Annotated in this window: 23 protein-coding genes; 10 read left to right on the top strand and 13 right to left on the bottom strand. The window is 65.2% G+C overall.

What is annotated here, in order from left to right:
• Window positions 1-66 precede the first annotated feature (66 nt).
• The 4 genes from BM075_RS19210 to folK are packed head-to-tail and all read right to left on the bottom strand — an operon-like array spanning window position 67 to window position 3,998.
• Complete coding sequence (locus tag BM075_RS19210) at window positions 67-780, bottom strand: DUF2062 domain-containing protein (protein ID WP_093362310.1); 714 nt, start codon at window positions 778-780, stop codon at window positions 67-69.
• A gap of 22 nt (window positions 781-802) precedes the next feature.
• On the bottom strand, window positions 803-2,938 hold the full coding sequence (locus BM075_RS19205) for a RelA/SpoT family protein (protein WP_093362309.1): 2,136 nt from the start codon (window positions 2,936-2,938) through the stop codon (window positions 803-805).
• A gap of 39 nt (window positions 2,939-2,977) precedes the next feature.
• Window positions 2,978-3,334: a DNA-directed RNA polymerase subunit omega gene (gene rpoZ / locus BM075_RS19200; protein WP_093362308.1), complete on the bottom strand. Its 357-nt coding sequence runs from the start codon at window positions 3,332-3,334 to the stop codon at window positions 2,978-2,980.
• A gap of 37 nt (window positions 3,335-3,371) precedes the next feature.
• Window positions 3,372-3,998 carry a 2-amino-4-hydroxy-6-hydroxymethyldihydropteridine diphosphokinase gene (gene folK / locus BM075_RS19195; protein ID WP_281244963.1) on the bottom strand — a complete coding sequence of 209 codons (627 nt, stop codon included), beginning with the start codon at window positions 3,996-3,998 and terminating at the stop codon, window positions 3,372-3,374.
• Window positions 3,999-4,090: 92 nt separating this feature from the next.
• On the opposite strand from folK, the gene BM075_RS19190 reads away from it, so the two are divergent.
• The 6 genes from BM075_RS19190 to rnhA all read left to right on the top strand — a co-directional run bounded on the left by BM075_RS19190 (window position 4,091) and on the right by rnhA (window position 7,983).
• Window positions 4,091-4,669: a LabA-like NYN domain-containing protein gene (locus tag BM075_RS19190; protein WP_093362307.1), complete on the top strand. Its 579-nt coding sequence runs from the start codon at window positions 4,091-4,093 to the stop codon at window positions 4,667-4,669.
• 215 nt (window positions 4,670-4,884) lie between these two features.
• Window positions 4,885-5,838 (top strand): 4-hydroxy-3-methylbut-2-enyl diphosphate reductase, encoded by a 954-nt coding sequence (gene ispH, locus BM075_RS19185; protein ID WP_093362306.1) that lies wholly within the window; start codon window positions 4,885-4,887, stop codon window positions 5,836-5,838.
• Window positions 5,835-6,449, top strand: a complete 615-nt coding sequence (locus tag BM075_RS19180) for a LysE family translocator (protein ID WP_093362305.1) — start codon at window positions 5,835-5,837, stop codon at window positions 6,447-6,449. The genes ispH and BM075_RS19180 overlap by 4 nt, the downstream gene beginning before the upstream one ends.
• Window positions 6,446-6,898: a DUF3429 domain-containing protein gene (locus BM075_RS19175; protein WP_093362304.1), complete on the top strand. Its 453-nt coding sequence runs from the start codon at window positions 6,446-6,448 to the stop codon at window positions 6,896-6,898. Before BM075_RS19180 ends, BM075_RS19175 begins: the two co-directional genes overlap by 4 nt.
• On the top strand, window positions 6,898-7,491 hold the full coding sequence (locus BM075_RS19170) for a class I SAM-dependent methyltransferase (protein WP_093362303.1): 594 nt from the start codon (window positions 6,898-6,900) through the stop codon (window positions 7,489-7,491). The genes BM075_RS19175 and BM075_RS19170 overlap by 1 nt, the downstream gene beginning before the upstream one ends.
• Before the next feature lie 39 nt (window positions 7,492-7,530).
• On the top strand, window positions 7,531-7,983 hold the full coding sequence (rnhA, locus tag BM075_RS19165) for a ribonuclease HI (RefSeq protein ID WP_093362302.1): 453 nt from the start codon (window positions 7,531-7,533) through the stop codon (window positions 7,981-7,983).
• 224 nt (window positions 7,984-8,207) lie between these two features.
• Here the strand turns inward: rnhA and fmt are convergent, their stop codons facing one another.
• The 3 genes from fmt to def (BM075_RS19150) are packed head-to-tail and all read right to left on the bottom strand — an operon-like array spanning window position 8,208 to window position 10,137.
• Window positions 8,208-9,107, bottom strand: coding sequence for a methionyl-tRNA formyltransferase (gene fmt / locus BM075_RS19160; RefSeq protein WP_093362301.1), 900 nt, complete (start codon window positions 9,105-9,107; stop codon window positions 8,208-8,210).
• A complete protein-coding gene (gene def, locus BM075_RS19155; RefSeq protein WP_093362300.1) occupies window positions 9,104-9,610 on the bottom strand; it encodes a peptide deformylase in 507 nt (168 codons plus the stop codon). Before def (BM075_RS19155) ends, fmt begins: the two co-directional genes overlap by 4 nt.
• A gap of 5 nt (window positions 9,611-9,615) precedes the next feature.
• On the bottom strand, window positions 9,616-10,137 hold the full coding sequence (def, locus tag BM075_RS19150; protein WP_093362352.1) for a peptide deformylase: 522 nt from the start codon (window positions 10,135-10,137) through the stop codon (window positions 9,616-9,618).
• A 101-nt stretch (window positions 10,138-10,238) separates the two neighbouring features.
• On the opposite strand from def (BM075_RS19150), the gene BM075_RS19145 reads away from it, so the two are divergent.
• Complete coding sequence (locus BM075_RS19145; protein ID WP_093362299.1) at window positions 10,239-11,408, top strand: MalY/PatB family protein; 1,170 nt, start codon at window positions 10,239-10,241, stop codon at window positions 11,406-11,408.
• Window positions 11,405-11,950 (top strand): L,D-transpeptidase family protein, encoded by a 546-nt coding sequence (locus BM075_RS19140; protein ID WP_245758914.1) that lies wholly within the window; start codon window positions 11,405-11,407, stop codon window positions 11,948-11,950. Before BM075_RS19145 ends, BM075_RS19140 begins: the two co-directional genes overlap by 4 nt.
• Window positions 11,951-11,962: 12 nt before the next feature.
• Here the strand turns inward: BM075_RS19140 and BM075_RS19135 are convergent, their stop codons facing one another.
• On the bottom strand, window positions 11,963-12,316 hold the full coding sequence (locus BM075_RS19135) for a hypothetical protein (protein ID WP_093362298.1): 354 nt from the start codon (window positions 12,314-12,316) through the stop codon (window positions 11,963-11,965).
• Window positions 12,317-12,435: 119 nt separating this feature from the next.
• The gene (locus BM075_RS19130; RefSeq protein ID WP_093362297.1) at window positions 12,436-12,801 is read right to left on the bottom strand and encodes a response regulator transcription factor; all 366 of its coding nucleotides are present in this window, start codon (window positions 12,799-12,801) and stop codon (window positions 12,436-12,438) included.
• Between the two features lie 191 nt (window positions 12,802-12,992).
• Here BM075_RS19130 and cobD point away from each other — a divergent pair, with 191 nt between their 5' ends.
• Together cobD and cbiB are read left to right on the top strand one after the other, a co-directional pair.
• On the top strand, window positions 12,993-13,970 hold the full coding sequence (cobD, locus tag BM075_RS19125) for a threonine-phosphate decarboxylase CobD (protein ID WP_093362296.1): 978 nt from the start codon (window positions 12,993-12,995) through the stop codon (window positions 13,968-13,970).
• Complete coding sequence (gene cbiB, locus BM075_RS19120; protein WP_093362295.1) at window positions 13,967-14,884, top strand: adenosylcobinamide-phosphate synthase CbiB; 918 nt, start codon at window positions 13,967-13,969, stop codon at window positions 14,882-14,884. The genes cobD and cbiB overlap by 4 nt, the downstream gene beginning before the upstream one ends.
• A gap of 191 nt (window positions 14,885-15,075) precedes the next feature.
• Here the strand turns inward: cbiB and BM075_RS19115 are convergent, their stop codons facing one another.
• From BM075_RS19115 to BM075_RS19100, 4 genes are all read right to left on the bottom strand, one after another.
• On the bottom strand, window positions 15,076-16,251 hold the full coding sequence (locus BM075_RS19115) for an MFS transporter (protein WP_245758913.1): 1,176 nt from the start codon (window positions 16,249-16,251) through the stop codon (window positions 15,076-15,078).
• Window positions 16,244-17,011, bottom strand: a complete 768-nt coding sequence (locus tag BM075_RS19110) for a DeoR/GlpR family DNA-binding transcription regulator (protein WP_177208417.1) — start codon at window positions 17,009-17,011, stop codon at window positions 16,244-16,246. The genes BM075_RS19115 and BM075_RS19110 overlap by 8 nt, the downstream gene beginning before the upstream one ends.
• Window positions 17,012-17,146: 135 nt before the next feature.
• Complete coding sequence (locus BM075_RS19105; RefSeq protein WP_093362292.1) at window positions 17,147-18,616, bottom strand: ABC transporter substrate-binding protein; 1,470 nt, start codon at window positions 18,614-18,616, stop codon at window positions 17,147-17,149.
• A 78-nt stretch (window positions 18,617-18,694) separates the two neighbouring features.
• Window positions 18,695-19,117 (bottom strand): c-type cytochrome, encoded by a 423-nt coding sequence (locus tag BM075_RS19100; protein ID WP_093362291.1) that lies wholly within the window; start codon window positions 19,115-19,117, stop codon window positions 18,695-18,697.
• Window positions 19,118-19,333: the final 216 nt, after the last annotated feature.

The raw sequence follows: 19,333 nt of genomic DNA, 5'->3' as shown, positions 1-19,333 counted from the left end.
TGTCCCGGCGTCTTGTGTCCCCAAATATCCCCGCCGGAGGCAAAAAAGTCCGGCCGGCGGCCTGCCTCAGCTCCCCGGCTCCTGGGCTTTTTTCGCGGCGGCCTTCGCAGTCCCGGCCCGAAGCTCCGCCAGGCGTTTCTTGAACATGATCTTGCGCCGGTTCTGATAGGCGGTGATCAGCGGCAGCGTCACGTAATAGGCGATCAGGCCCGCGATGAGGCCCGGCACGATGCCCCCGACGAGGAACGGTAAAAATACCTCGTGATAGAAGATGCCTAGCCGATGCCAGTTGGCGACATCGTCGGTGAAGATCGCCCGGAAGTTCGACCAGAGGTCGGCGAACGCCCCCGAAAACTTGGTCATGAGGCTGAAGTTCATATGTTCGTGAAACGCGCCATCCTCGATGCTCTTGCGCATCTGGTCGTGAATAGGCGCGTTCGGCTCAAGGCCCAGAATCCAGTACCCCAGTTTCAACGCGATCGCTGCGATGAATGGAAAGGTGATCGGGTTGCCGAAGAAGGTCGCCAGTAGAGCCGCAAGGAAGTTTCCCCCGATCACTTTCGCGACGAGGAACGCGGTGACGAAATGCAGACCGTAGAATGGCGTGAACGACACGAACACGCCGGCGAAAATGCCGCGTGCGATACGATGGGGCTTGTCCGGCAGGCGACGGATCCGGTGTTTGACATAGATCGCCGCCCGTCCCCAACCGCCTCGCGGCCAGACACTTTCGGCCGCGATCCGCAGCCAACTCCGTTTCTCCCGCCTCTTGAAGACCACGCCTCAAGAACTCCTGCTGTTGCTATTGCGCGGCGCGCATTTCTTCCGAGCGATCCGCATTTCGCACCCGTGCCACCTCCGCAACGTCGTTGTCGGCCTCCAATGCCGTCATAACCATATGAAGGTGTTCCACGTCGCGCAGATCCACGTCGATTTCGAGGCGATAGAAGTCCGGCTTCCTGTCCACGAAGTGCAGGTCGGAGATATTGGCCTTCTGCTCTCCGATCAATGTGCAAATGCGTCCCAGCACACCTGCGTCATTGCTGATGGTCATCTCCAGGGTGACCGTGTAGGCCGCCGGGTGCAGCCCCGAATGCCAGTGCAGATCCACCCAGCGATCGGGCTGGTTTTCCACCTCGATCAGGCTCGGACAGTCGATCGCATGAACGACGACCCCCTGCCCGCGGTAGGTGATGCCGACAATGCGCTCCCCCGGAACCGGCTGGCAGCACTTGCCCCGGGTTGGCGTTTGGTCCGGGGCGAGGCCGAGGACGGCCCGTTCCCGCGAGACCACCTCGCCCTTGCGCGCGGCAAGTTCGGGATAAAGCGTGCTGACCACATCGCGGGCGGACATCTCCGCGCTGCCCAGCCGCGCCAGCAGTTCCTCCCCGTCCTCCAGACCCATCTGCTTTGCGGCCGTCCGCAACGCCTTGTCGGTCGCCTTCTTGCCGACATGTTCAAAGGCGACCCGCGCGAGTTCCGAACCGAGCTTGATGTAGCGCTCGCGGTTCTCCTCTCGCAGGCTACGGCGGATGGCGGACTTTGCGCGCCCCGTCACGACGATATCGAGCCAGGTCGCCTGCGGTCGCTGCCCCTCGGCGGTGATGATTTCCACCGACTGGCCGTTCTTCAGCCGCGTCCAGAGCGGCACGCGCACGCCGTCGATCTTCGCGCCGACGCAGCTGTCTCCGATCCGGGTGTGAATATTGTAGGCATAGTCGAGCGGTGTGGCGCCCTTGGGCAGCTTGATCACATCGCCCTTGGGCGTGAAGCAGAACACCTGGTCGGAATACATCTCGAGCTTCATGTGCTCGAGGAAATCGGTGTTCGTGCTCTCGTCGAACCGCTCCGACAGGGTGCTGATCCATTTCGCGGGATCGACCGCGAACGGGTTCTCGGCTCGCACGCCGTCCCGGTAGGACCAATGCGCGGCCACGCCGGACTCGGCGACCTCGTGCATCTGGCGGGTGCGGATCTGCACCTCCACCTGCTTGCCGTCCCGCCCCGAAACGGTGGTGTGGATCGAGCGGTAGCCGTTCGACTTCGGCTGCGAAATGTAGTCCTTGAACCGCCCGGGCACGGCCTTCCAGCGCTGGTGGATGGCACCGAGCACCATATAGCAGTCGATCTCGTGTTCGGTGATGACGCGGAACCCGTAGATGTCGGACAGCCGGGAGAACCCTTGCTCTTTTTCCTGCATCTTGCGCCAGATCGAATAGGGCTTCTTGGCCCGGCCGAAGACTTCCGCCTCGATCCCCACGCGGTCCAGCTCCAACCGGATGTCGTGAGTGATCTTGTGGATCACGTCGCCCGTCTCCCGCTGGAGCATGATGAAGCGGCGGATGATGGAGGAGCGCCCCTCGGGGTTCAGAACCCGGAACGACAGGTCCTCCAGTTCCTCGCGCATCCACTGCATGCCCATCCGGCCGGCCAGGGGCGCGTAGATGTCCATCGTCTCGCGGGACTTCTTGATCTGCTTGTCGGGCCGTTGGTACTTGATCGTCCGCATGTTGTGCAGGCGGTCGGCCAGCTTCACCAGGATCACGCGCAGATCCTTCGACATCGCCATGAACAGTTTGCGGAAATTCTCCGCCTGCTTGGTCTCGGTCGACGTCAGTTGCAGGTTGGTCAGCTTGGTGACGCCGTCCACCAGTTCGGCCACCTCGGTGCCGAAACGGCGCTCCACGTCGAGATAGCTCGCGCGGGTATCCTCAACGGTGTCGTGGAGAAGAGCGGTGATGATGGTCGCGTCGTCGAGGCGCTGCTCGGTCAGCAAGGCGGCGACGGCGACGGGATGCGTGAAATACGGCTCGCCGGAGTGACGCATCTGTCCGGCGTGCATATCGGCCCCGAAGGCATAGGCCTCGCGGATCTTGTCGATATTGCTGCGCGGGTTGTAGGCGGTGACCAGCGCGAGGAGATCCTCGACATCAATCATTTCGCGCCGGTCTCAATGTCTCGAACCCGCTCCCGAGCGTCAGCGCTGCTCCTGAGCTTCCATCAGGGCGCGCAGCAGCTTCTCTTCGTCCATGCCGTCGTCGATGGGTTTATCCGGCACTTCGGCGCCCATGAGCAGGGCCATCGAGTCCTCTTCGGGCTCGTCCACCTCGATCTGGGTCTGGTTGGCCTCGATCATCCGCTCACGAAGATCGCCCGCCTGCTGGGTTTCTTCGGCGATCTCACGCAGGGCAACGACTGGGTTCTTGTCGTTGTCGCGGTCGATCGTGAGCTGGCTGCCAGCCGAAATCTCGCGGGCACGATGCGCGGCAAGCATCACCAGTTCGAAACGGTTGGGAACCTTGTCAACGCAATCTTCGACCGTCACGCGGGCCATGGGCTACTCCAGTCCAGCAAATGTGGGAACGCAGTATCTAGCGCCCCTTGGCAGGAAGCGCAAGGGATTCGGCAGAATCGATGGGTACGATCCCTGATATCTCCTTAGCGGGCAGAGCTTCGCACATCTGCGTGACGGATTGTCCGAGGACGGGGTGCACCCAGTCGGGCGCGATCTCTGCCAACGGCACCAGGACGAAGGCCCGCTCGTGCATCCGGGGATGGGGCAGAAGCAGTTCATCGGGCATCTCCCTCTGTTGCGCGTCGAACGGCAGCGCATACCAATGCCGCCAGGTCTCCTTATCGGGCATCACGACGCCTCTGGCATCCAACAGGTCCAGATCCAAGGTCCGGGCGCCCCACCGCCGCTCTCGCCGGCGGCCGAAACGCGCCTCGACCTCGTGCAACCGAGCGAGGAGCTCTGTCGGGGGCAATTGCGTCCGAACTGCCAGCGCTGCATTCACGTAATCGGGGCCGGCTCCGGCGGGAACACAGGGCGTGGCGTACAGTCGACTCGCCGCTTCCACGCTCAACTCGGCGTTGATCAACGCCTCAATCCCGGCAAGCACTAATTCTTTTGGTTCAAGTTCGGCTGTTGCGACATTCGAACCTACCGAAATGAGGCTCTTTGTATCGCATTTGTAACGTGATATCTCTTGCGGCACAGCGAGATTTCCTTATTTTTCCCTTGCTGTTCGGCTCGACCCACTCACCCACTCACATATTGGGCCGGGCAGATATATCGAAAGGAAATTTGATGTTCTACAGGGACGAGCGGCTTGCGCTCTTCATCGACGGCTCCAACTTATACGCCGCCGCCAAATCTCTTGGGTTCGACATCGACTACAAGTTGCTTCGTCAAGAGTTCATGCGCCGCGGCAAGCTGCTTCGGGCCTTCTACTATACCGCACTGCTGGAGAACGACGACTACTCGCCGATCCGTCCCCTGGTCGACTGGCTGCATTACAATGGCTTCACCATGGTGACCAAGCCCGCGAAGGAGTACATCGACAGCCAAGGCCGTAGAAAAGTTAAAGGCAACATGGACATAGAGCTGACTGTCGATGCCATGGAGCTGGCCCCCCACGTGGACCACATCGTGCTGTTCTCCGGCGACGGCGATTTCCGCCCGCTGGTGGAGAGCCTGCAACGATCCGGCGTTCGCGTGTCGGTTGTCTCGACGATCCGCAGCCAGCCGCCGATGATCGCTGACGAGCTGCGCCGCCAAGCCGACAACTTCATCGAACTCGATGATCTGAAGGACGTGATCGGTCGCCCGCCGCGCGAGGCCCGCCACACCGAACCCGTGCATACGGAAGAATTCGCCCGCGACTAAGGCGAACTCGTGATTTCGAAACTGCGCTAATTTCATGGCTCGGCCCATTACGGACCGGGCCATTGTTAATTTGGCTCCCCCCTGGAAGGTACAGCCGCTGGAACGCCAGCGGGCGCGAAATCTATGACACCTGCGTGAGCCGGCACCCCGACCACCGGTTTCGCGTCTGGACGGGCCGCGCCATGCGGCTTAGGTCTTGGGCTGGAGGCCGCGACATGACCAAACCTGCCCTGAAGCTCTTTCTTGCCGCCCCCCGCGGCTTTTGCGCTGGCGTGGACCGTGCGATCAAGATCGTCGAGATGGCGTTGGAGAAATGGGGCGCGCCCGTCTACGTGCGCCACGAGATCGTGCACAACCGATACGTCGTGGATGGTCTCAGGGCGAAAGGCGCTGTGTTCGTCGAGGAACTGGACGAATGCCCAACCGACCGCCCGGTCATTTTCTCCGCCCACGGTGTGCCGCGCGCCGTCCCGGCGGAGGCGGAACGGCGCAACATGATCTATGTCGATGCGACCTGTCCGCTCGTCAGCAAGGTTCACATCGAAGCCGAGCGTCACGCCGAAGAAGGTCTCCAGATCATCATGATCGGCCACGCCGGCCACCCGGAAACCATCGGCACCATGGGGCAATTGCCGGAGGGCGACGTCTTGCTGGTGGAAACCGCGGACGATGTGGGCTCCCTTGAGGTGCGAGATCCAGACAAGCTGGCCTACGTCACCCAGACCACCCTTTCGATCGACGACACCGCCGATGTGGTCGCCGCCCTGCGGGGGCGGTTCCCCACCATCGTCGGGCCACACAAGGAAGACATCTGCTACGCGACCACAAACCGGCAGGAAGCGGTCAAGGCGATGGCTCCCAAGGTCGATGCGATCCTCGTCATAGGTGCGCCGAACTCGTCCAACTCCCGCCGTCTGGTCGAAGTCGGCGCGCGCTCGGGGTGCGACTATGCCCAGCTCGTGCAACGCGCCTCGGACATCGACTGGCGCGCGTTGGACGGGATCTCAGCCCTCGGCATCACGGCGGGGGCGTCCGCGCCTGACGTTCTGGTGCGCGAGGTGATCGAAGCGTTCGAGGCCCGCTACGACGTGACGCTTGAACAAGTGGAAACCGCCGTGGAACGCGTGGAGTTCAAGGTGCCCCGGGTTCTGCGCGAGGTGCCCGCATGATCTCGCTCCAGTTTCTCCTGACGGCCCTCGTGGTGGTGATCGCGCCCGGGACCGGGGTCGTCTACACGCTCGCGACCGGACTGGGACAGGGACGCCGCGCCGCCGTTTGGGCCGCGCTCGGATGCACGATCGGCATCGTGCCCCACCTGGCGGCCGCCGTTCTGGGGCTGGCCGCGGTCCTGCATACCTCCGCGGTGCTGTTTCAGGCTGTGAAGTTCGCCGGGGTTGCCTATCTGCTCTGGCTGGCGTGGCAGGCGCTGAAGTCCGACGGCGCGCTGGCCATCTCTGCCGCCCCGCACCGGCTTGCCCCCTGGCCCATCGCGCGCCGGGCCGCCCTGATCAACATCCTCAATCCCAAGCTCTCGATCTTTTTCCTCGCCCTGCTGCCGCCGTTCCTGTCTGGCACCCCCGCGACAGCCACCTCCGAGATGCTGCTGCTCGGCGCGGTCTTCATGGTCCTGACCTTCGCGGTCTTCGTGCTCTATGGTACGTTCGCAGCATTGGCGCGCGACGCGATCCTGTCGAGCGAGCGGGCAATGCGCTGGCTCAACCGGTCCTTTGCCGCGATCTTTGCCGCCCTCGGCGCGCGCCTCGCTTTGGAACGCGCATGAAAGGCATCCCCCGCACCCCGCTCGTTCTCGGGCTTGCGGGCTTGCTCCCGTTCCTCTGGGGCGTGCTGACGCGGTACATTCCCGCGCTCAATGATCTCACCTTGCAGATTGCTGGCCCACGCTTCGTCGCACCGTACATTCTGCTGTTCTATGGCACGATCATTCTTGCCTTCATGTCCGGTGTCCTTTGGGGCTTCGCTGCCCGTGCGGAGGGTGAGACGGGTGGCCTTGGTTACGCACTGTCCGTGGTGCCCGCGATCTGGGCATTCCTCTTCGCGGGCACAGGGCCCGTCAGCACTGCGATCTACCTGATCTTCGGTTTCCTGGGCGTTCTCGGCATCGACTGGCTGTTCTGGAAAAACGGCCTGACGCCGCGCTGGTGGATGGCCCTCCGAATTCCGCTGACCGCCGTGGTCGTGGCTTGCCTCGCCGTCGTGGCGCTCGACTGATGCCCGACGAAAGGACCATCGCTCTCTACGACGCCGAGGCAGACGTGTACGCCGAACAATCGCATCGCGGCCGGCGGTATCCGAGGCTAGAACGCTTCATCGACGCTCTTCCACCCGGCGCCCGGGTCCTCGACCTCGGCTGCGGACCCGGCACATGGGCGGCCCGCATGGTAGAACGCGGTCTCGACGTCGACGCCCTCGACGCCTCCACCGGAATGGCCGCGGCGGCAAAGTCGGCCTATGGACTCGACGTTCGCGTGGGAACCTTCGACGACGTCACCGGCGAGAACGCCTACGACGGGATCTGGGCGCATTACAGCCTGCTCCACGCCCCGAGGGACGCGCTGCCCCGCCACCTCGCGGCCCTGGCCCGCGCGCTCCGCCGGGACGGGCATTTCCTGATCGTGATGAAACTGGGCGAAGGCGAGGCGCGCGACAGCAAGGACCGCCTTTACACCTATTACACTGAACCCAAGCTGGAGCGCCTCCTAACGGACGCCGGTTTCGCGATCACCGAGCGGGAGCATGGCGACGACGTGGGATTTGACGGATCACCTCATCGGTACATTGTTCTTCATGCCCGCAAGCTTTGAGACCTTGCCGCCCGCCGCCGCCTGACGTATCCGCCGCCCATGCCAGATCTTTTCGCCTATACCGACGGAGCCTGCTCCGGAAACCCCGGCCCCGGCGGCTGGGGCGTGCTGCTCCGGGCCCTTGACGGTGAGACTATCGTCAAGGAACGTGAACTCAACGGCGGAGAAGCGGCCACGACCAACAATCGGATGGAGCTGTTGGCCGCCATTTCCGCGCTTGAGAGCCTGTCCCGCCCCACCGAAATCACCATCGTCACCGACTCCGCCTATGTGAAGAACGGCGTGACCGGATGGATCCACGGCTGGAAGAAGAACGGCTGGAAAACAGCCGCGAAAAAACCGGTAAAGAACGAGGAACTCTGGAAGCGTCTGGACGCGGCGCAGGCGCGCCATCGCGTGACCTGGAAATGGGTAAAAGGTCACGCGGGCCATCCAGAAAACGAACGCGCCGACGAACTGGCTCGCGCCGGAATGGCCCCGTTCAAGCGCTGAATCGCCCTGCGGGCGATGCCTTCGGCGAGGATAATTTTCGACACAAGAAGACACGGGTTGTTAACTCAATTCCGTCACCCTGCAAGAGCGGTACAGGCGGTGACGCCGATGACCGCGACACGAGACGTCGCCCGGCCACCCACGGAACGGCCGGGCGCATACAAGCTTCTTGTGTCTGAAAATATCCCCGCCGGAGGCAAGAAAATTCTCGCGCGCCCTCCGGCTCACTCCAGAACGGCGGGCAGGGTGAGCCCGCGCAGGATCTCTTCGGCTTTCATCGGGCGCTTCCCCTGACGTTGCGCCTCCAGAATTTCGACCGCGCCGGTTCCGCAAGCGACCCGAAAGCCGCCGAGTACCTCCCCCGGGTCGCCCCTGCCCTCCACCAGGCGCGAGCGCAGGAGTTTCACCCGCTCTCCGCCGATGTCGCACCACGCGCCGGGAAATGGGGAGAGGCCGCGGATCTGCCGGTCGACCACCTCCGCCGGGCGCGCCCAGTCGATCCGGGCCTCTGACTTGTCGACCTTGTCGGCGTAGGTGACGCCGTCCTCTGGCTGCACCTCGGGCGTCAGGCTCCCGATCCGCGACAGGGCCTGCACGATCATCTGCCCGCCCATGTCCGCCAGCCGGTCATGCAGGTCCGCTGTCGTATCCTCAGACCCGATAGGCGTGGCCTGGCGCAGCAGGACAGGGCCAGTGTCGAGGCCAGCTTCCATCTGCATGATGCAGATCCCCGTCTCCGCATCGCCCGCCATCACGGCACGGTGGATCGGCGCGGCGCCGCGCCAGCGGGGCAGGAGCGACGCGTGAATGTTCAGGCAGCCATGGGTGGGCGCATCGAGAATTGCGCGCGGCAGGATCAGGCCGTACGCCACCACCACGGCCACGTCCGCGCCGAGGCCCGCAAAGGCGTCCTTCTCCTCCTGCGGCCGAAGCGACACGGGGTGGCGCACTGGCAGGCCGAGTGCTTCTGCCCGCGCCTGCACCGGGCTCGGCCGCGGTTTCTTCCCCCGGCCCGCCGGACGCGGCGGCTGGGTGTAGACGGCAACGATCTGGTGGCCTGCCCCGACCAAGGCGTCGAGCGCCGGGACGGAAAACTCCGGCGTGCCCATGAATACGACTCTCATAGCCTCACCCCCCTGGACTTGCGCGCCTTCTTCAAGAGCATCTCGCGCTTCGTTCGACTGAGCCTGTCGACATACATCCGGCCTTGCAGATGGTCGATCTGGTGCTGGACGGACGTGGCCCATAGCCCCTCAAAAACTCTCTGAACGCGCGTGCCGGTCTCGTCGTTGAACGCCACCTCCACCTGCGCCGGCCGCTCCAGCCGGGCGTGAACCCCGGCAAGGTTGGGGCTCGCCTCGTCATGGCTGCGCAATGTGGAGCTGGCGGAGACGATCTCCGGATCGGCAAGCCGCACCGCCTGGCCCCGCTCTTCGGAGCAGTCCACCACCGCCAGGCGGAGCATCACGCCGATCTGCGGCGCCGCGAGCCCAAGGCCGGGCATCGCCTCCATCGTGTCAACCATGTCGTCCCAGATGCGCCGGATCTCGTCCGTGATCTCGCCCACGGGCTCAGCTGGCGTCCGCAGCCGCGGGTCCGGCCACGGGACGAAGGGGCGCACTGCCATGACGATCAGTCCCGCGCGCGTTCGCGTTTGAGCTTCTGCATCTTCCGGGTAATCAGCTGGCGTTTCAACGGCTTCAGGTAGTCGATGAAAAGCACGCCGTTCAGGTGGTCGATCTCGTGCTGCACACAGGTCGCCCAGAGCCCGTCAAAGGTCTCTTCCCGCTCGTTCCCGTCGCGGTCCATCCAGCGGACGGTCACCTCGGCCGGACGCTCCACTTCGGCATATTGTTCCGGAATGGACAGGCAGCCTTCCTCGTAGACGTTCTTTTCGTCGGATGACGCCAGGACCTCGGGGTTGAACATCGCCAATGGACGTGGCTCGGCCCCCTCCTCCTTCACGCAATCGAGCACGATCAGACGCTTCGCGATACCGATCTGCGGCGCCGCAAGGCCGATGCCCGGCGCGTCGTACATGGTCTGGAGCATGTCGTCGGCCAGACCCCGCAACTCGTCCGAAAGATCGGGCACGGGGTCGCAGACCTTTTTCAGGCGCGGATCAGGATGGATCAGGATGGAACGCAGGGCCATGTCCGGCATTTAGGGCAAGGGTTGAAATTGTGCAACATCCGCCCCTTGTCCTTGGCGTGCGCAGGAGTAGCTTGCGGTCTCAAGGTACGGAAAGGACCCCCATGTCATTCGACGAAATCATCGACCGTAACGGCAGCCGCTGTCTGAAGTGGGATATGATGGAGGAACGCTACGGCGTCCCAGCCGAGGACGGCATCGCGATGTGGGTGGCGGACATGGACTTCCGCCCGCCGCAGTCCGTGCGCGACGCACTGCAGGGAATGGTCGATCACGGCGTGTTCGGATACTACGGCGACGAGCGCGGCTACCGCGCGGCGATCTGCTGGTGGATGAAGGAACGGCATGGATGGGAGGTGGACCCGTCCTGGATCTTTACCACGTCCGGCCTCGTGAACGGGGTCGCGATCTGCCTGGAGGCATTCACGGAACGGGGAGACGGCGTGATTCTGTTCACGCCGGTCTACCACGCCTTTTCTCGGGTGATCCGGGCCTCGGAGCGGCAGGTGGTGGAATGCGAGTTGCCGATCGTGGACGGAGCCTATGCGATGGACTTCGACGCCTGGGACGCGCAGATGACCGGGCAGGAACGCATGCTGATCCTGTGTTCGCCCCACAATCCCGGGGGGCGTGTCTGGACGCGGGAGGAGCTCAACGGCATCGCGGAATTCGCCAAGCGGCATGACCTGCTGATTGTCTCCGACGAAATCCACCACGATCTGGTCTACCCCGGCGCGCACCACATTCCGATGGCCACGCTGCCCGGTATCGCCGACCGGCTCGTTATGCTGACCGCGCCTTCCAAGACCTTTAACATCGCCGGCACGCATACCGGGCAGGTCATCATAGAGGACCCGTCGCTCCGAAAACGTTTCGGCAAGCGGATGGCGGGGCTCGGCAAGTCTCCGAACTCCTTCGGCCTGGTGATGACCGAGGCGGCCTATTCCCCGGCCGGCGCGGCCTGGGTCGACGACCTGGTCACCTACCTCGACGGCAACCGGCAGGTGTTCGACGATGCCGTGAACGCAATTCCCGGCCTGCGGTCGATGCCCCTCGAGGCGACCTACCTGGCCTGGGTGGACTTCGCTGGCACGGGCATGGCGGCGGACGAATTTACCGCCCGTGTGGAAAAGGACGCCCGGATCGCCCCGAACCACGGCCCGACTTTCGGAAAGGGAGGGGAGACCTTCCTTCGCTTCAACTTCGGCACGCCGCGCAGCCGTGTGACGGAGGCCGCGGAACGGCTGACGGCCGCGTTCGCGGACCTGCAGTGATCCCGGGGTTCGCGCATGCCGTTCTGGCGGCAATGATCCTCGGGCCGCCGGGGTCGTTGGGCCTGACGCTCTGGGACCACTACGCGCCGTGGGATATGACGCCGCCCCGGCACCTTGAAGCGAACGTGGACCGTATCGTGATCGACAAGCGGCGCCGGACGATGCGCGTCTACCGCGACGGCGAAATCCGAAAGGTCTATCGCCCGATTGCCCTCGGCTTCGCGCCCGAGGGCGACAAGTTCCAGGAAGGCGACGGGCGCACACCGGAAGGCACATTCCGGATCGACCGGCGCAACGACCGCAGCGCCTACCATCTCTCGCTCGGGATCGACTATCCGCAACCGCACCACCGGAGCCGCGCCCGGGGCGCCGGTGTCTCGCCCGGGGGCGACATCTTCATCCATGGCCAGCCCAATCAGCGGAAGGGCCGGCCCGACCTGCCGGGAGACTGGACCGCGGGATGTGTCGCGATCACGGACGCGGAGATTGAGGAGCTGTTCCGCTACACCCCCATGGGCACGGTCGTGGAGATCCTGCCCTGAAGCTGCGTTCCGTCAGTGCCGGGGAAGCAGACCGGCCGGCTCCGGACGGTCCCTCACGAAATCCGCCGCCGGGGCCGTGTTCTGTGCCGGTGTAGAGCGTTTCACCTCGTACACCCGCTCGCCTTGCTCTTCCGAGGAGGTAACGACAAGCGCCTGGCAGAGATGTTTCGCCCCCGAGTAGACGTCGACCAATCCTCGCAAACCCGGAGCGTCCGCTGCGTCGAGCGCAAACCCGGTGTTCCAGTATCTGAGGATCGTGAATTCCTGCCCGCCGGCACACACCGTCATGTGCGTCCGCTTCCGGTTGGCAGACCGGCGCGCGCGCTCCATGTCGTCCAGTAGGGCTTTCGACAGAAATTCAGACATACCACTCACTCCCTCGACCTGCTTCCATGAAGCGCCGAAAAGGCTGTTTTGTCAAGGAATACGGCGGCTTGCCGGAAGGTTGCGTGAACGTTTCCGACCGGTGGTGGCCAAGGCCCGAGTCAGCGCGCCGGCGCGCCGTAATGCTCCACCATCATCGTCAGGTCCTCCGGCGGTGTGCGCGACTGGAGGTACGCACAGGCATTCGGCGCCAACTGGAAGATGGACCCGTCGGAGAAGAAGGTCGTGTTGGTGACGAAGATTACCTTGATGTCCGGGAAGCGATAGGAGGCGAAGTCCGACACGGCGAACGCGCTCCCCTCCTCCAGCACGACGTCGAGAATGATCACACCCACCACGTTCTGCCGGAGTATCTCGATGGCCTCTTCCTGGCCTTTGACATGAACGACCTGGTGGCCCTGCCGTTCGAGGTGGCGTTTCCACAGCCAGCCCAGGTCTCTGTTACTCTCTACTATCAATACAATCATCTAACCCTCCGCGGCGGAAACAATCCGGTACGGCCCGCACGTACGGTTCTTGCGCCGAATATGCTAAACAAAGGTTAACGGATGCGGCAGATTCATTAACGCTACGTGCTGCCGAGCCATTTCCCGCTGTACCCCGGGTCCGCATCTTCGTTACCAACGCCGCGACGTCGGGTGACGAGGGGACGAGTCTGTTGAGCGAACAAAACTATGGATCGGCACACCCCCGCGACCACGGTGGCGGGATCGACTCCGCCGCCGGCCGCTGGGGCGGGACGCGGGCGGACTGGCTGGACCTGTCCACCGGCATCAATCCCCAACCCTACCCAATGCCCCCCCTGCCCGCCGACGCCTGGACCGCCCTGCCCGATTCCCGCGCCGAGCGGGCGCTCGTGGAGGCGGCCCGCGCCTTCTGGGAGGTGCCGGAAGGGCTGGACATCCTCCCGTGCCCCGGCGCCTCCGCGGCCATCGCGAGGTTGCCCGCTCTCGGCACCTTGGGCCGGGTATGGATTCCCCAACCCACCTACAACGAGCACGCGGCCTCTTTTGGCGCGGCAGGATGGTCCGTTTCCGCGGAGGCCGACCCCGCTCCGGACGCAAGCGTGCTCGTTCACCCCAACAACCCCGATGGCCGACTCTGGACTGGGGACGCGCTGCCGTCCTCCGGGTTGCTGGTGATCGACGAGAGTTTCTGTGACGTCTGCCCCGAGCGTACCCTGATCTCGGTCGCAACCGAACGGCCCGGGACCCTCATCCTCAAGAGCTTCGGAAAGTTCTGGGGACTGGCCGGCGTGCGGCTGGGCTTCGTGATCGCGGCTCCGGACCTGATCGCCCCCCTGCGGGACATGATCGGCCCCTGGGCCGTCTCCGGTCCCGCCCTGACCATCGGAACGGAGGCCCTTCGGGATGTGACCTGGGCCGAGGCGACACGCGCGCGGCTGGAGCGGGACGCGACGCGGCTGGATGCCCTCTTGGAACGCGCCGGGGCAAGGACAGTGGGTGGGACGCCCCTGTTCCGCCTCTACGACACGGCCGATGCCCGCGCCATGCAGGACCGGCTCGCCGCCGCCCGTATCTGGACCCGCATCTTCCCATACTCCGACCGCTGGCTGCGGCTGGGCCTTCCGGGCGGGGAACCGGACTGGCAGCGATTGGAGGCGGTGCTGGCATGATCGGCACGGAGACGATGCTGCTCGGCGCCCTGCTGCTCGACGCGGCGCTTGGCGAGCCCCGTTGGCTCTGGTCCCGGCTGCCGCACCCGGCGGTTCTGATGGGGCGCTGCGTTGGATGGCTCGATGCCCACACGAACGGCGGGGACCATCGCCGCCTGAAGGGTTGCGCGGCGCTGTTCGTCCTCGTGATCGGCGCGTGGGGGCTCGGTTCCCTGCTGGAAGAGATCTCGCCCGGCGGCCTGATCGACACCCTCCTCGCGGCCGTCCTGATCGCGCAGCGCAGCCTCGTCGAACACGTCTCCGCCGTGGCCTCGGCACTGCGGCAGGGGCTGCCGGAGGGGCGGAAGGCGGTGGGGATGATCGTCGGGCGGGACACCGCGGAGATGGACGAGGCTGCCGTCGCGCGGGCGGCGATCGAGAGCGCGGCGGAGAACTTCTCGGACGGCGTGGTTGCCCCGGCGCTGGCGTTCCTGGTTGCGGGGTTGCCGGGCATCCTCGTCTACAAGGTGGTGAACACGGCTGACAGCATGATCGGTCACCGGACTCCGCGGCATGAGGCTTTCGGCTGGGCGGCGGCGCGATTCGACGACCTTCTGAACCTGCTGCCTGCCCGGCTCGCGGCGGCGTTGATCTTGCTGGGGCATGGGCGGCTGACCGGTTGGGGGCTCGTCGCGCGGGACGCGGGCCTGCATCGCTCGCCCAATGCTGGGTGGCCAGAGGCGGCGATGGCGCGTTGCCTGGGCGTCGCGCTCTCCGGGCCGCGGAGCTATGACGGGGAGATGCGGGATTTTCCGTTTATCAATCCCGAGGGCAACCGCTCCGCCGGCGCGGGGGATATTGACCGGGCCAGCCGGGCGCTGTGGCGGAGTTGGCTGGCGCTGCTGCTGGGGGTGGCGGTTCTGGCGCTGATCTGAGGCTCGGCACGCGGCTCCAGCAGGGGGGGCTTGAGGGTGTCTCACGATGGGACGCGATCAAGTCATTGATTCATATCATTATTACTTGCAGGCCCTTCGTCCCGCAGCGCCCGCGTCGCGTCGAGGGACGTTGCGGGCGGTGGGCTCGGGCGGATCGAACGGGAACGCTGATGGGCCCCCGCCCCGATCCGTCACTCGGCAGAGGTTGCGCCGCGGGCCAGCGGCACGGACCGCCCCTGGCCGAACACGCCGGCGAGGACGGAGATCATGATGGCGAGCAGCGCGAGCAGGGCGAACGCGACACGAAGCGACGCGATTTCGGCAATCAGTCCGATGGCCGGCGGGGAGAGCAGCAGTGCGCTGTAGCCCAGCGTGGCGACGCTCGCGATGGCCTGGCCGGGAGGAACCACCGGATCACGGGCGGCCCGGCTGAATGCCAGAGGATAGATGGCGGCATACCCCACACCCATCAGGGCGAAGCCCAGAAGCGCCACGGGCAGCCAGCCGGACAGGACGACCAGCCCAAGCCCGACCGCCGCCGTCAGCCCGCTGATGCGGGCGACGGTCACGGGGCCGATGCGGGTCACGATCCGGTCGATGACCAGGCGCATCCCCACCATGACCACGGAAAAGACGGTCAGCCCGAGGGCCGCGCGTGCCTCCGTCACGCCCAGCTCGCCGGAGAGGAAGACGGCGCTCCAGTCCGCCACGGCCCCCTCCCCCGCGCCGGAACTGAGCGCCATGAGGCCCACCAGCACCAGCGCCCCGCGTGGCAGGGCAAAGGCCGACGCGTCGGGGTTGTGGGGCTGCGTCTCGGACGTCCAGGGCACATGCGCGAACCATTGCAGCACCGCGCCGAAAACGATGGCTGCCAGCACGAAATGCTCGGCAACGGACAGCCCTGCCCAGCTCGCCGCTGCGCCGGAGGCGGCACCGAGCCCGGCGCCGAGGCTCCACATGGCATGAAACGACGACATGACGGAACGGCCCAGATACTTCTCCACCTCCGTCGCCCAGCTGTTCATGGTGACATCCATCGACCCGTGACACATGCCAAAGAACAGCATCGCACCGGAGAGCCAGAGCGGCCCGGGTGCCAGCCCGAGCATCACGACGGACAGCAGATACGCCCATCCGATCACATGCGTCAGCTTCACCGCGCCGTACCGGTCCGCCATCCGGCCGGAAATCGGGAAGGAGATCAGCGCGCCGATCCCCATCACGAGCAGAAGCAGGCCGAAGCGCCCCTCGCTCAACCCGTGGTTCTCCATGACCGTGGGGATTCGGGAGGCCCAGGTGCCGAGCAGCATCCCGTTCAGGGCAAAGGCGGCCGAAACGGCGCGCCGGGGGGTTCTGATGTCACGCACAACGAATCTCCAGTCCAACCTCGTGGAAAGCAGCGGTCTCCTCCGATGAGGCATCCGTGACAAGCACGTCCAGCTTGGCGCAGGGCACAACCCGGTGCCGCGCGCGCCGCCCAAGCTTGCTGCGATCGGTCAGCACCGCCGTCCGGCTGCTGGCGGCCCCCATGGCGGCCTTTACCGCCGCCTCGTCAAGACGGTCGGCCGATAGCCCGAAGGTGGGCTCCAAGCCACATGCACCCAACAGGCAGAGGTCGGCCGCCGTGGCCGACACCGCCTCGCACGCGCGCTGGCCAACGGCCATTCCGCCCAGGGCCGACATCTGCCCACCGATGAGGACCGTCTCGATACCGGCCGCCAGCGTTGCAACCGCCACCGCCGGGGCCGGCGTGATGATGAGCGCGTGCGGCAGCGGGGGCAACTTCGCGGCGAGGCGGGCGATCGTGGTGCCGCCATCGAGCATTACCACCATCCCGTCCTCGATCAGATCCAGCGCCCTTGATGCAATACAGTGGGCGGCCGCGTCGCTCGTCCGCATCCGCGTTACCAGAGGCTCCACCGGTTGCATCACTGGCAAGGCACCGCCGCGCACCCGTTGGATGGCGCCTTCGGCCTCCAACGCCAGCAGGTCGCGCCGAATCGTGTCGACCGAAACGCCGAATTCTTCGGCCAGCGCCGCCATAGGAAGGGGCGCGCCCGCAGCGGCCCGGGCACGGAGGATGGATTGGCGCCCTTCGGGCGAATTCAGAACGGGATCAGATGGCATGTGAGCGTCCTGCAGAATGCAGCATATCTCTGCAACATCCTGCAAGAACTTGCAACATGCCTTGGCTAACCTGCCGTGGGAACGTTGCGTCATGCACCGGCAGACCGGCCTCCCGGCTGCCGGTGCGGGACGGCCTCAGTCCGTCCAGTGCACGCCGGTCAGGTCGTTGGCCTGGGTGGGCGCGTTCTCCCAAAGGCCCTCGATCTTCGCGTTGGCGACCCCGGTCTTGGGAAGCTGGAAGAGGAACGCGTTGACGTAGTCGTCCGCGATCATCTGTTGCGCGGACTTCAGCAGTTCGCTCCGCTTCGCCTCGTCGGTGGTCGTGTTGAGCTCCTCCATCAGCGCCTGGAAGTCCGGGTTGTCGTACTGGAAGTAGTAATCCGGTCGGGCGTAGATGTTGATGTCCGCAGGCTCGGTGTGGCTGACGATGGTCAGGTCGAAATCCTTGCCCTTGAACACCTGCTCCAGCCACTGGGCCCATTCGAGGTTCGTGATCTCGGTGTCGATGCCCACGTCGCGAAGCTGCGCAGCGATCACCTCACCGCCACGACGGGCGTAGTCGGGGGGCGGCAGGGCGAGGCGGAGTTTCAGGTCCGTCTGACCGGCCTCCTCAAGGAGCGCCTTCGACGCCTCCGGATCGAACGCCGACTGACCCGTCAGGTCCACGTAGTCCGGGCTGTGCGGCGGGAAGTGGCTGCCGATGGGCGTGCCATAGCCCTGCATCGCGCCGTCGATGAGCGCCTGCCGGTCGATCGCATGGGCAATCGCCTCGCGCACCCGTTTGTCGTCGAGCGGCGGTTGCTTGTTGTTCATCGCCAGGATCGTCTCCCCTTCTGTGGAGCCGACGATGACGGAGAACATCGGGTTGGCCTGAAACTGCTGCAGCGTCTCCGGGGCCGGGAACCGGGGGAAGGCGTCCACGTCGCCCGCCATCATCGCGGCGAAGGCGGCGTTGGGATCTGAGATGATCTTGAAGGTGGCCTTCGCCAGCGCCGGGGCCTCGCCCCAGTAGGCGCCGTTGCGGACGATCTCCACCCGGTCGCCCTGCACCCAGTCCGAGAACTTGAAGGGGCCGGTGCCGACAGGATTGGTGGCGGCCTCGCCGGCCGTTTCGGGGGCCAGGATCACCGCGTCCCCCCAGGCCATCTTGAACGGAAACGCGCCGTCGGGACCGGAGAGCGTCACCACGACGGTCAGGGGGTCCGGCACCTCCACCGAGTCGATGCCGGTGAAGAGCGCCTTCTGCGCGTTGGTGCTGTCCTCGGCGCGGGCGCGGTCGAGGCTGAACTTCACGTCCTCCCCATCCATGGTGGAGCCGTCGTGGAAGGTGACGCCGTCATGGAGGTGGAAGGTGTAGACGGTGCCGTCCTCGGAGACGTCCCAGCTTTCCGCCAGCCCCGGCACGATGGAGCCATCGTGCGCGAACCGGGTCAGGCCCTCGAAGATGTTCGCATAGACCACCTCGTCGATCGCTGCCGCGGCTCCGGCCGTGGGATCGAGATTGGGCGGTTCCAATCCCATGCCAATGGTGATGTCGTCCCGCGCGGCAAAGGCGCCGGACGCCGCGACCGCAAACGCGACGGCGGGGAGAAGTCTGTGAAACATGAATCGGGCTCCCTGTTGTTTCTTGGCCGAAGGCTACAGGGCGCGGGCCGGGAATGGTAAACGAAATTTCCGGCGTGCTTACTTCAGGGTGGCGAGGAAGGCGGCGATGTCGGCGGCGTCCTTGTCCTTGCGCACTTTCCAGGCCATCCGGGACCGCACCTTTGGATCGCCTGTGACCTCCCTCAGGAAGATGTTGGTGTCCTGCAGGTACGCGACGAGGTGGGGCACCTCCCATACCAGCCCGGCATCGGCCGCTGCCAGCAGGCCGGACCCGTAGCGGAAGCCGTCCACCTGCGCGGCTGGCGCATCCACGATGCCGAACAGATTGGGCCCGGTGCGCGCCTTGCGGCCGGCCAAAATCTCCCCGTCCTCGTTCATGACCACGTGGCATGTGCCGCACTGCTTCTGAAACAACTCGGCACCAGCCTCCACATCCTGGGCCACCGCCGGGAGGGTGAGCGTCGCGGTTGTGGCGGCGGCAATGACAACGGAACGGAACATAGACAGTCCTCTACGGTAGACCTCATGCGGAACAGCGCCGAGCCAAATCCGGAATCGCCGCGCCCGAGGGGGATCATCCTAGCCGCGGGGGCACGGGCTGCAATCCGATCGGGCAAAAAGACGCATGCGGGATATTTGTTGCGCTCATGAAAGGCATTGAATTTGTTTGATATTATCGCAACATATAACACGCATGACGTCGGGACATGGGTGTGT

Source organism: Tropicimonas isoalkanivorans, assembly GCF_900112335.1.
Taxonomy (GTDB): Bacteria; Pseudomonadota; Alphaproteobacteria; order Rhodobacterales; family Rhodobacteraceae; genus Tropicimonas; species Tropicimonas isoalkanivorans.
The sequence above is the reverse complement of the archived record's forward strand: the minus strand, read 5'-3'. Positions and strand labels throughout refer to the sequence as shown.

Excerpts from the sequence above, each read along its gene's own strand:
- def (WP_093362352.1), bottom strand. The coding sequence starts at position 10,137 with ATGGCCCTGCGTTCCATCCTGATCCATCCTGATCCGCGCCTGAAAAAG.
- BM075_RS19130 (WP_093362297.1), bottom strand. The coding sequence starts at position 12,801 with ATGATTGTATTGATAGTAGAGAGTAACAGAGACCTGGGCTGGCTGTGG.
- ispH (WP_093362306.1), top strand. The coding sequence starts at position 4,885 with ATGACCAAACCTGCCCTGAAGCTCTTTCTTGCCGCCCCCCGCGGCTTT.
- rnhA (WP_093362302.1), top strand. The coding sequence starts at position 7,531 with ATGCCAGATCTTTTCGCCTATACCGACGGAGCCTGCTCCGGAAACCCC.
- BM075_RS19205 (WP_093362309.1), bottom strand. The coding sequence starts at position 2,938 with ATGATTGATGTCGAGGATCTCCTCGCGCTGGTCACCGCCTACAACCCG.
- BM075_RS19170 (WP_093362303.1), top strand. The coding sequence starts at position 6,898 with ATGCCCGACGAAAGGACCATCGCTCTCTACGACGCCGAGGCAGACGTG.
- BM075_RS19110 (WP_177208417.1), bottom strand. The coding sequence starts at position 17,011 with ATGCCATCTGATCCCGTTCTGAATTCGCCCGAAGGGCGCCAATCCATC.
- BM075_RS19145 (WP_093362299.1), top strand. The coding sequence starts at position 10,239 with ATGTCATTCGACGAAATCATCGACCGTAACGGCAGCCGCTGTCTGAAG.
- cbiB (WP_093362295.1), top strand. The coding sequence starts at position 13,967 with ATGATCGGCACGGAGACGATGCTGCTCGGCGCCCTGCTGCTCGACGCG.
- rpoZ (WP_093362308.1), bottom strand. The coding sequence starts at position 3,334 with ATGGCCCGCGTGACGGTCGAAGATTGCGTTGACAAGGTTCCCAACCGT.
- BM075_RS19180 (WP_093362305.1), top strand. The coding sequence starts at position 5,835 with ATGATCTCGCTCCAGTTTCTCCTGACGGCCCTCGTGGTGGTGATCGCG.
- fmt (WP_093362301.1), bottom strand. The coding sequence starts at position 9,107 with ATGAGAGTCGTATTCATGGGCACGCCGGAGTTTTCCGTCCCGGCGCTC.
- BM075_RS19175 (WP_093362304.1), top strand. The coding sequence starts at position 6,446 with ATGAAAGGCATCCCCCGCACCCCGCTCGTTCTCGGGCTTGCGGGCTTG.
- BM075_RS19190 (WP_093362307.1), top strand. The coding sequence starts at position 4,091 with ATGTTCTACAGGGACGAGCGGCTTGCGCTCTTCATCGACGGCTCCAAC.
- def (WP_093362300.1), bottom strand. The coding sequence starts at position 9,610 with ATGGCAGTGCGCCCCTTCGTCCCGTGGCCGGACCCGCGGCTGCGGACG.
- BM075_RS19135 (WP_093362298.1), bottom strand. The coding sequence starts at position 12,316 with ATGTCTGAATTTCTGTCGAAAGCCCTACTGGACGACATGGAGCGCGCG.
- BM075_RS19105 (WP_093362292.1), bottom strand. The coding sequence starts at position 18,616 with ATGTTTCACAGACTTCTCCCCGCCGTCGCGTTTGCGGTCGCGGCGTCC.
- BM075_RS19100 (WP_093362291.1), bottom strand. The coding sequence starts at position 19,117 with ATGTTCCGTTCCGTTGTCATTGCCGCCGCCACAACCGCGACGCTCACC.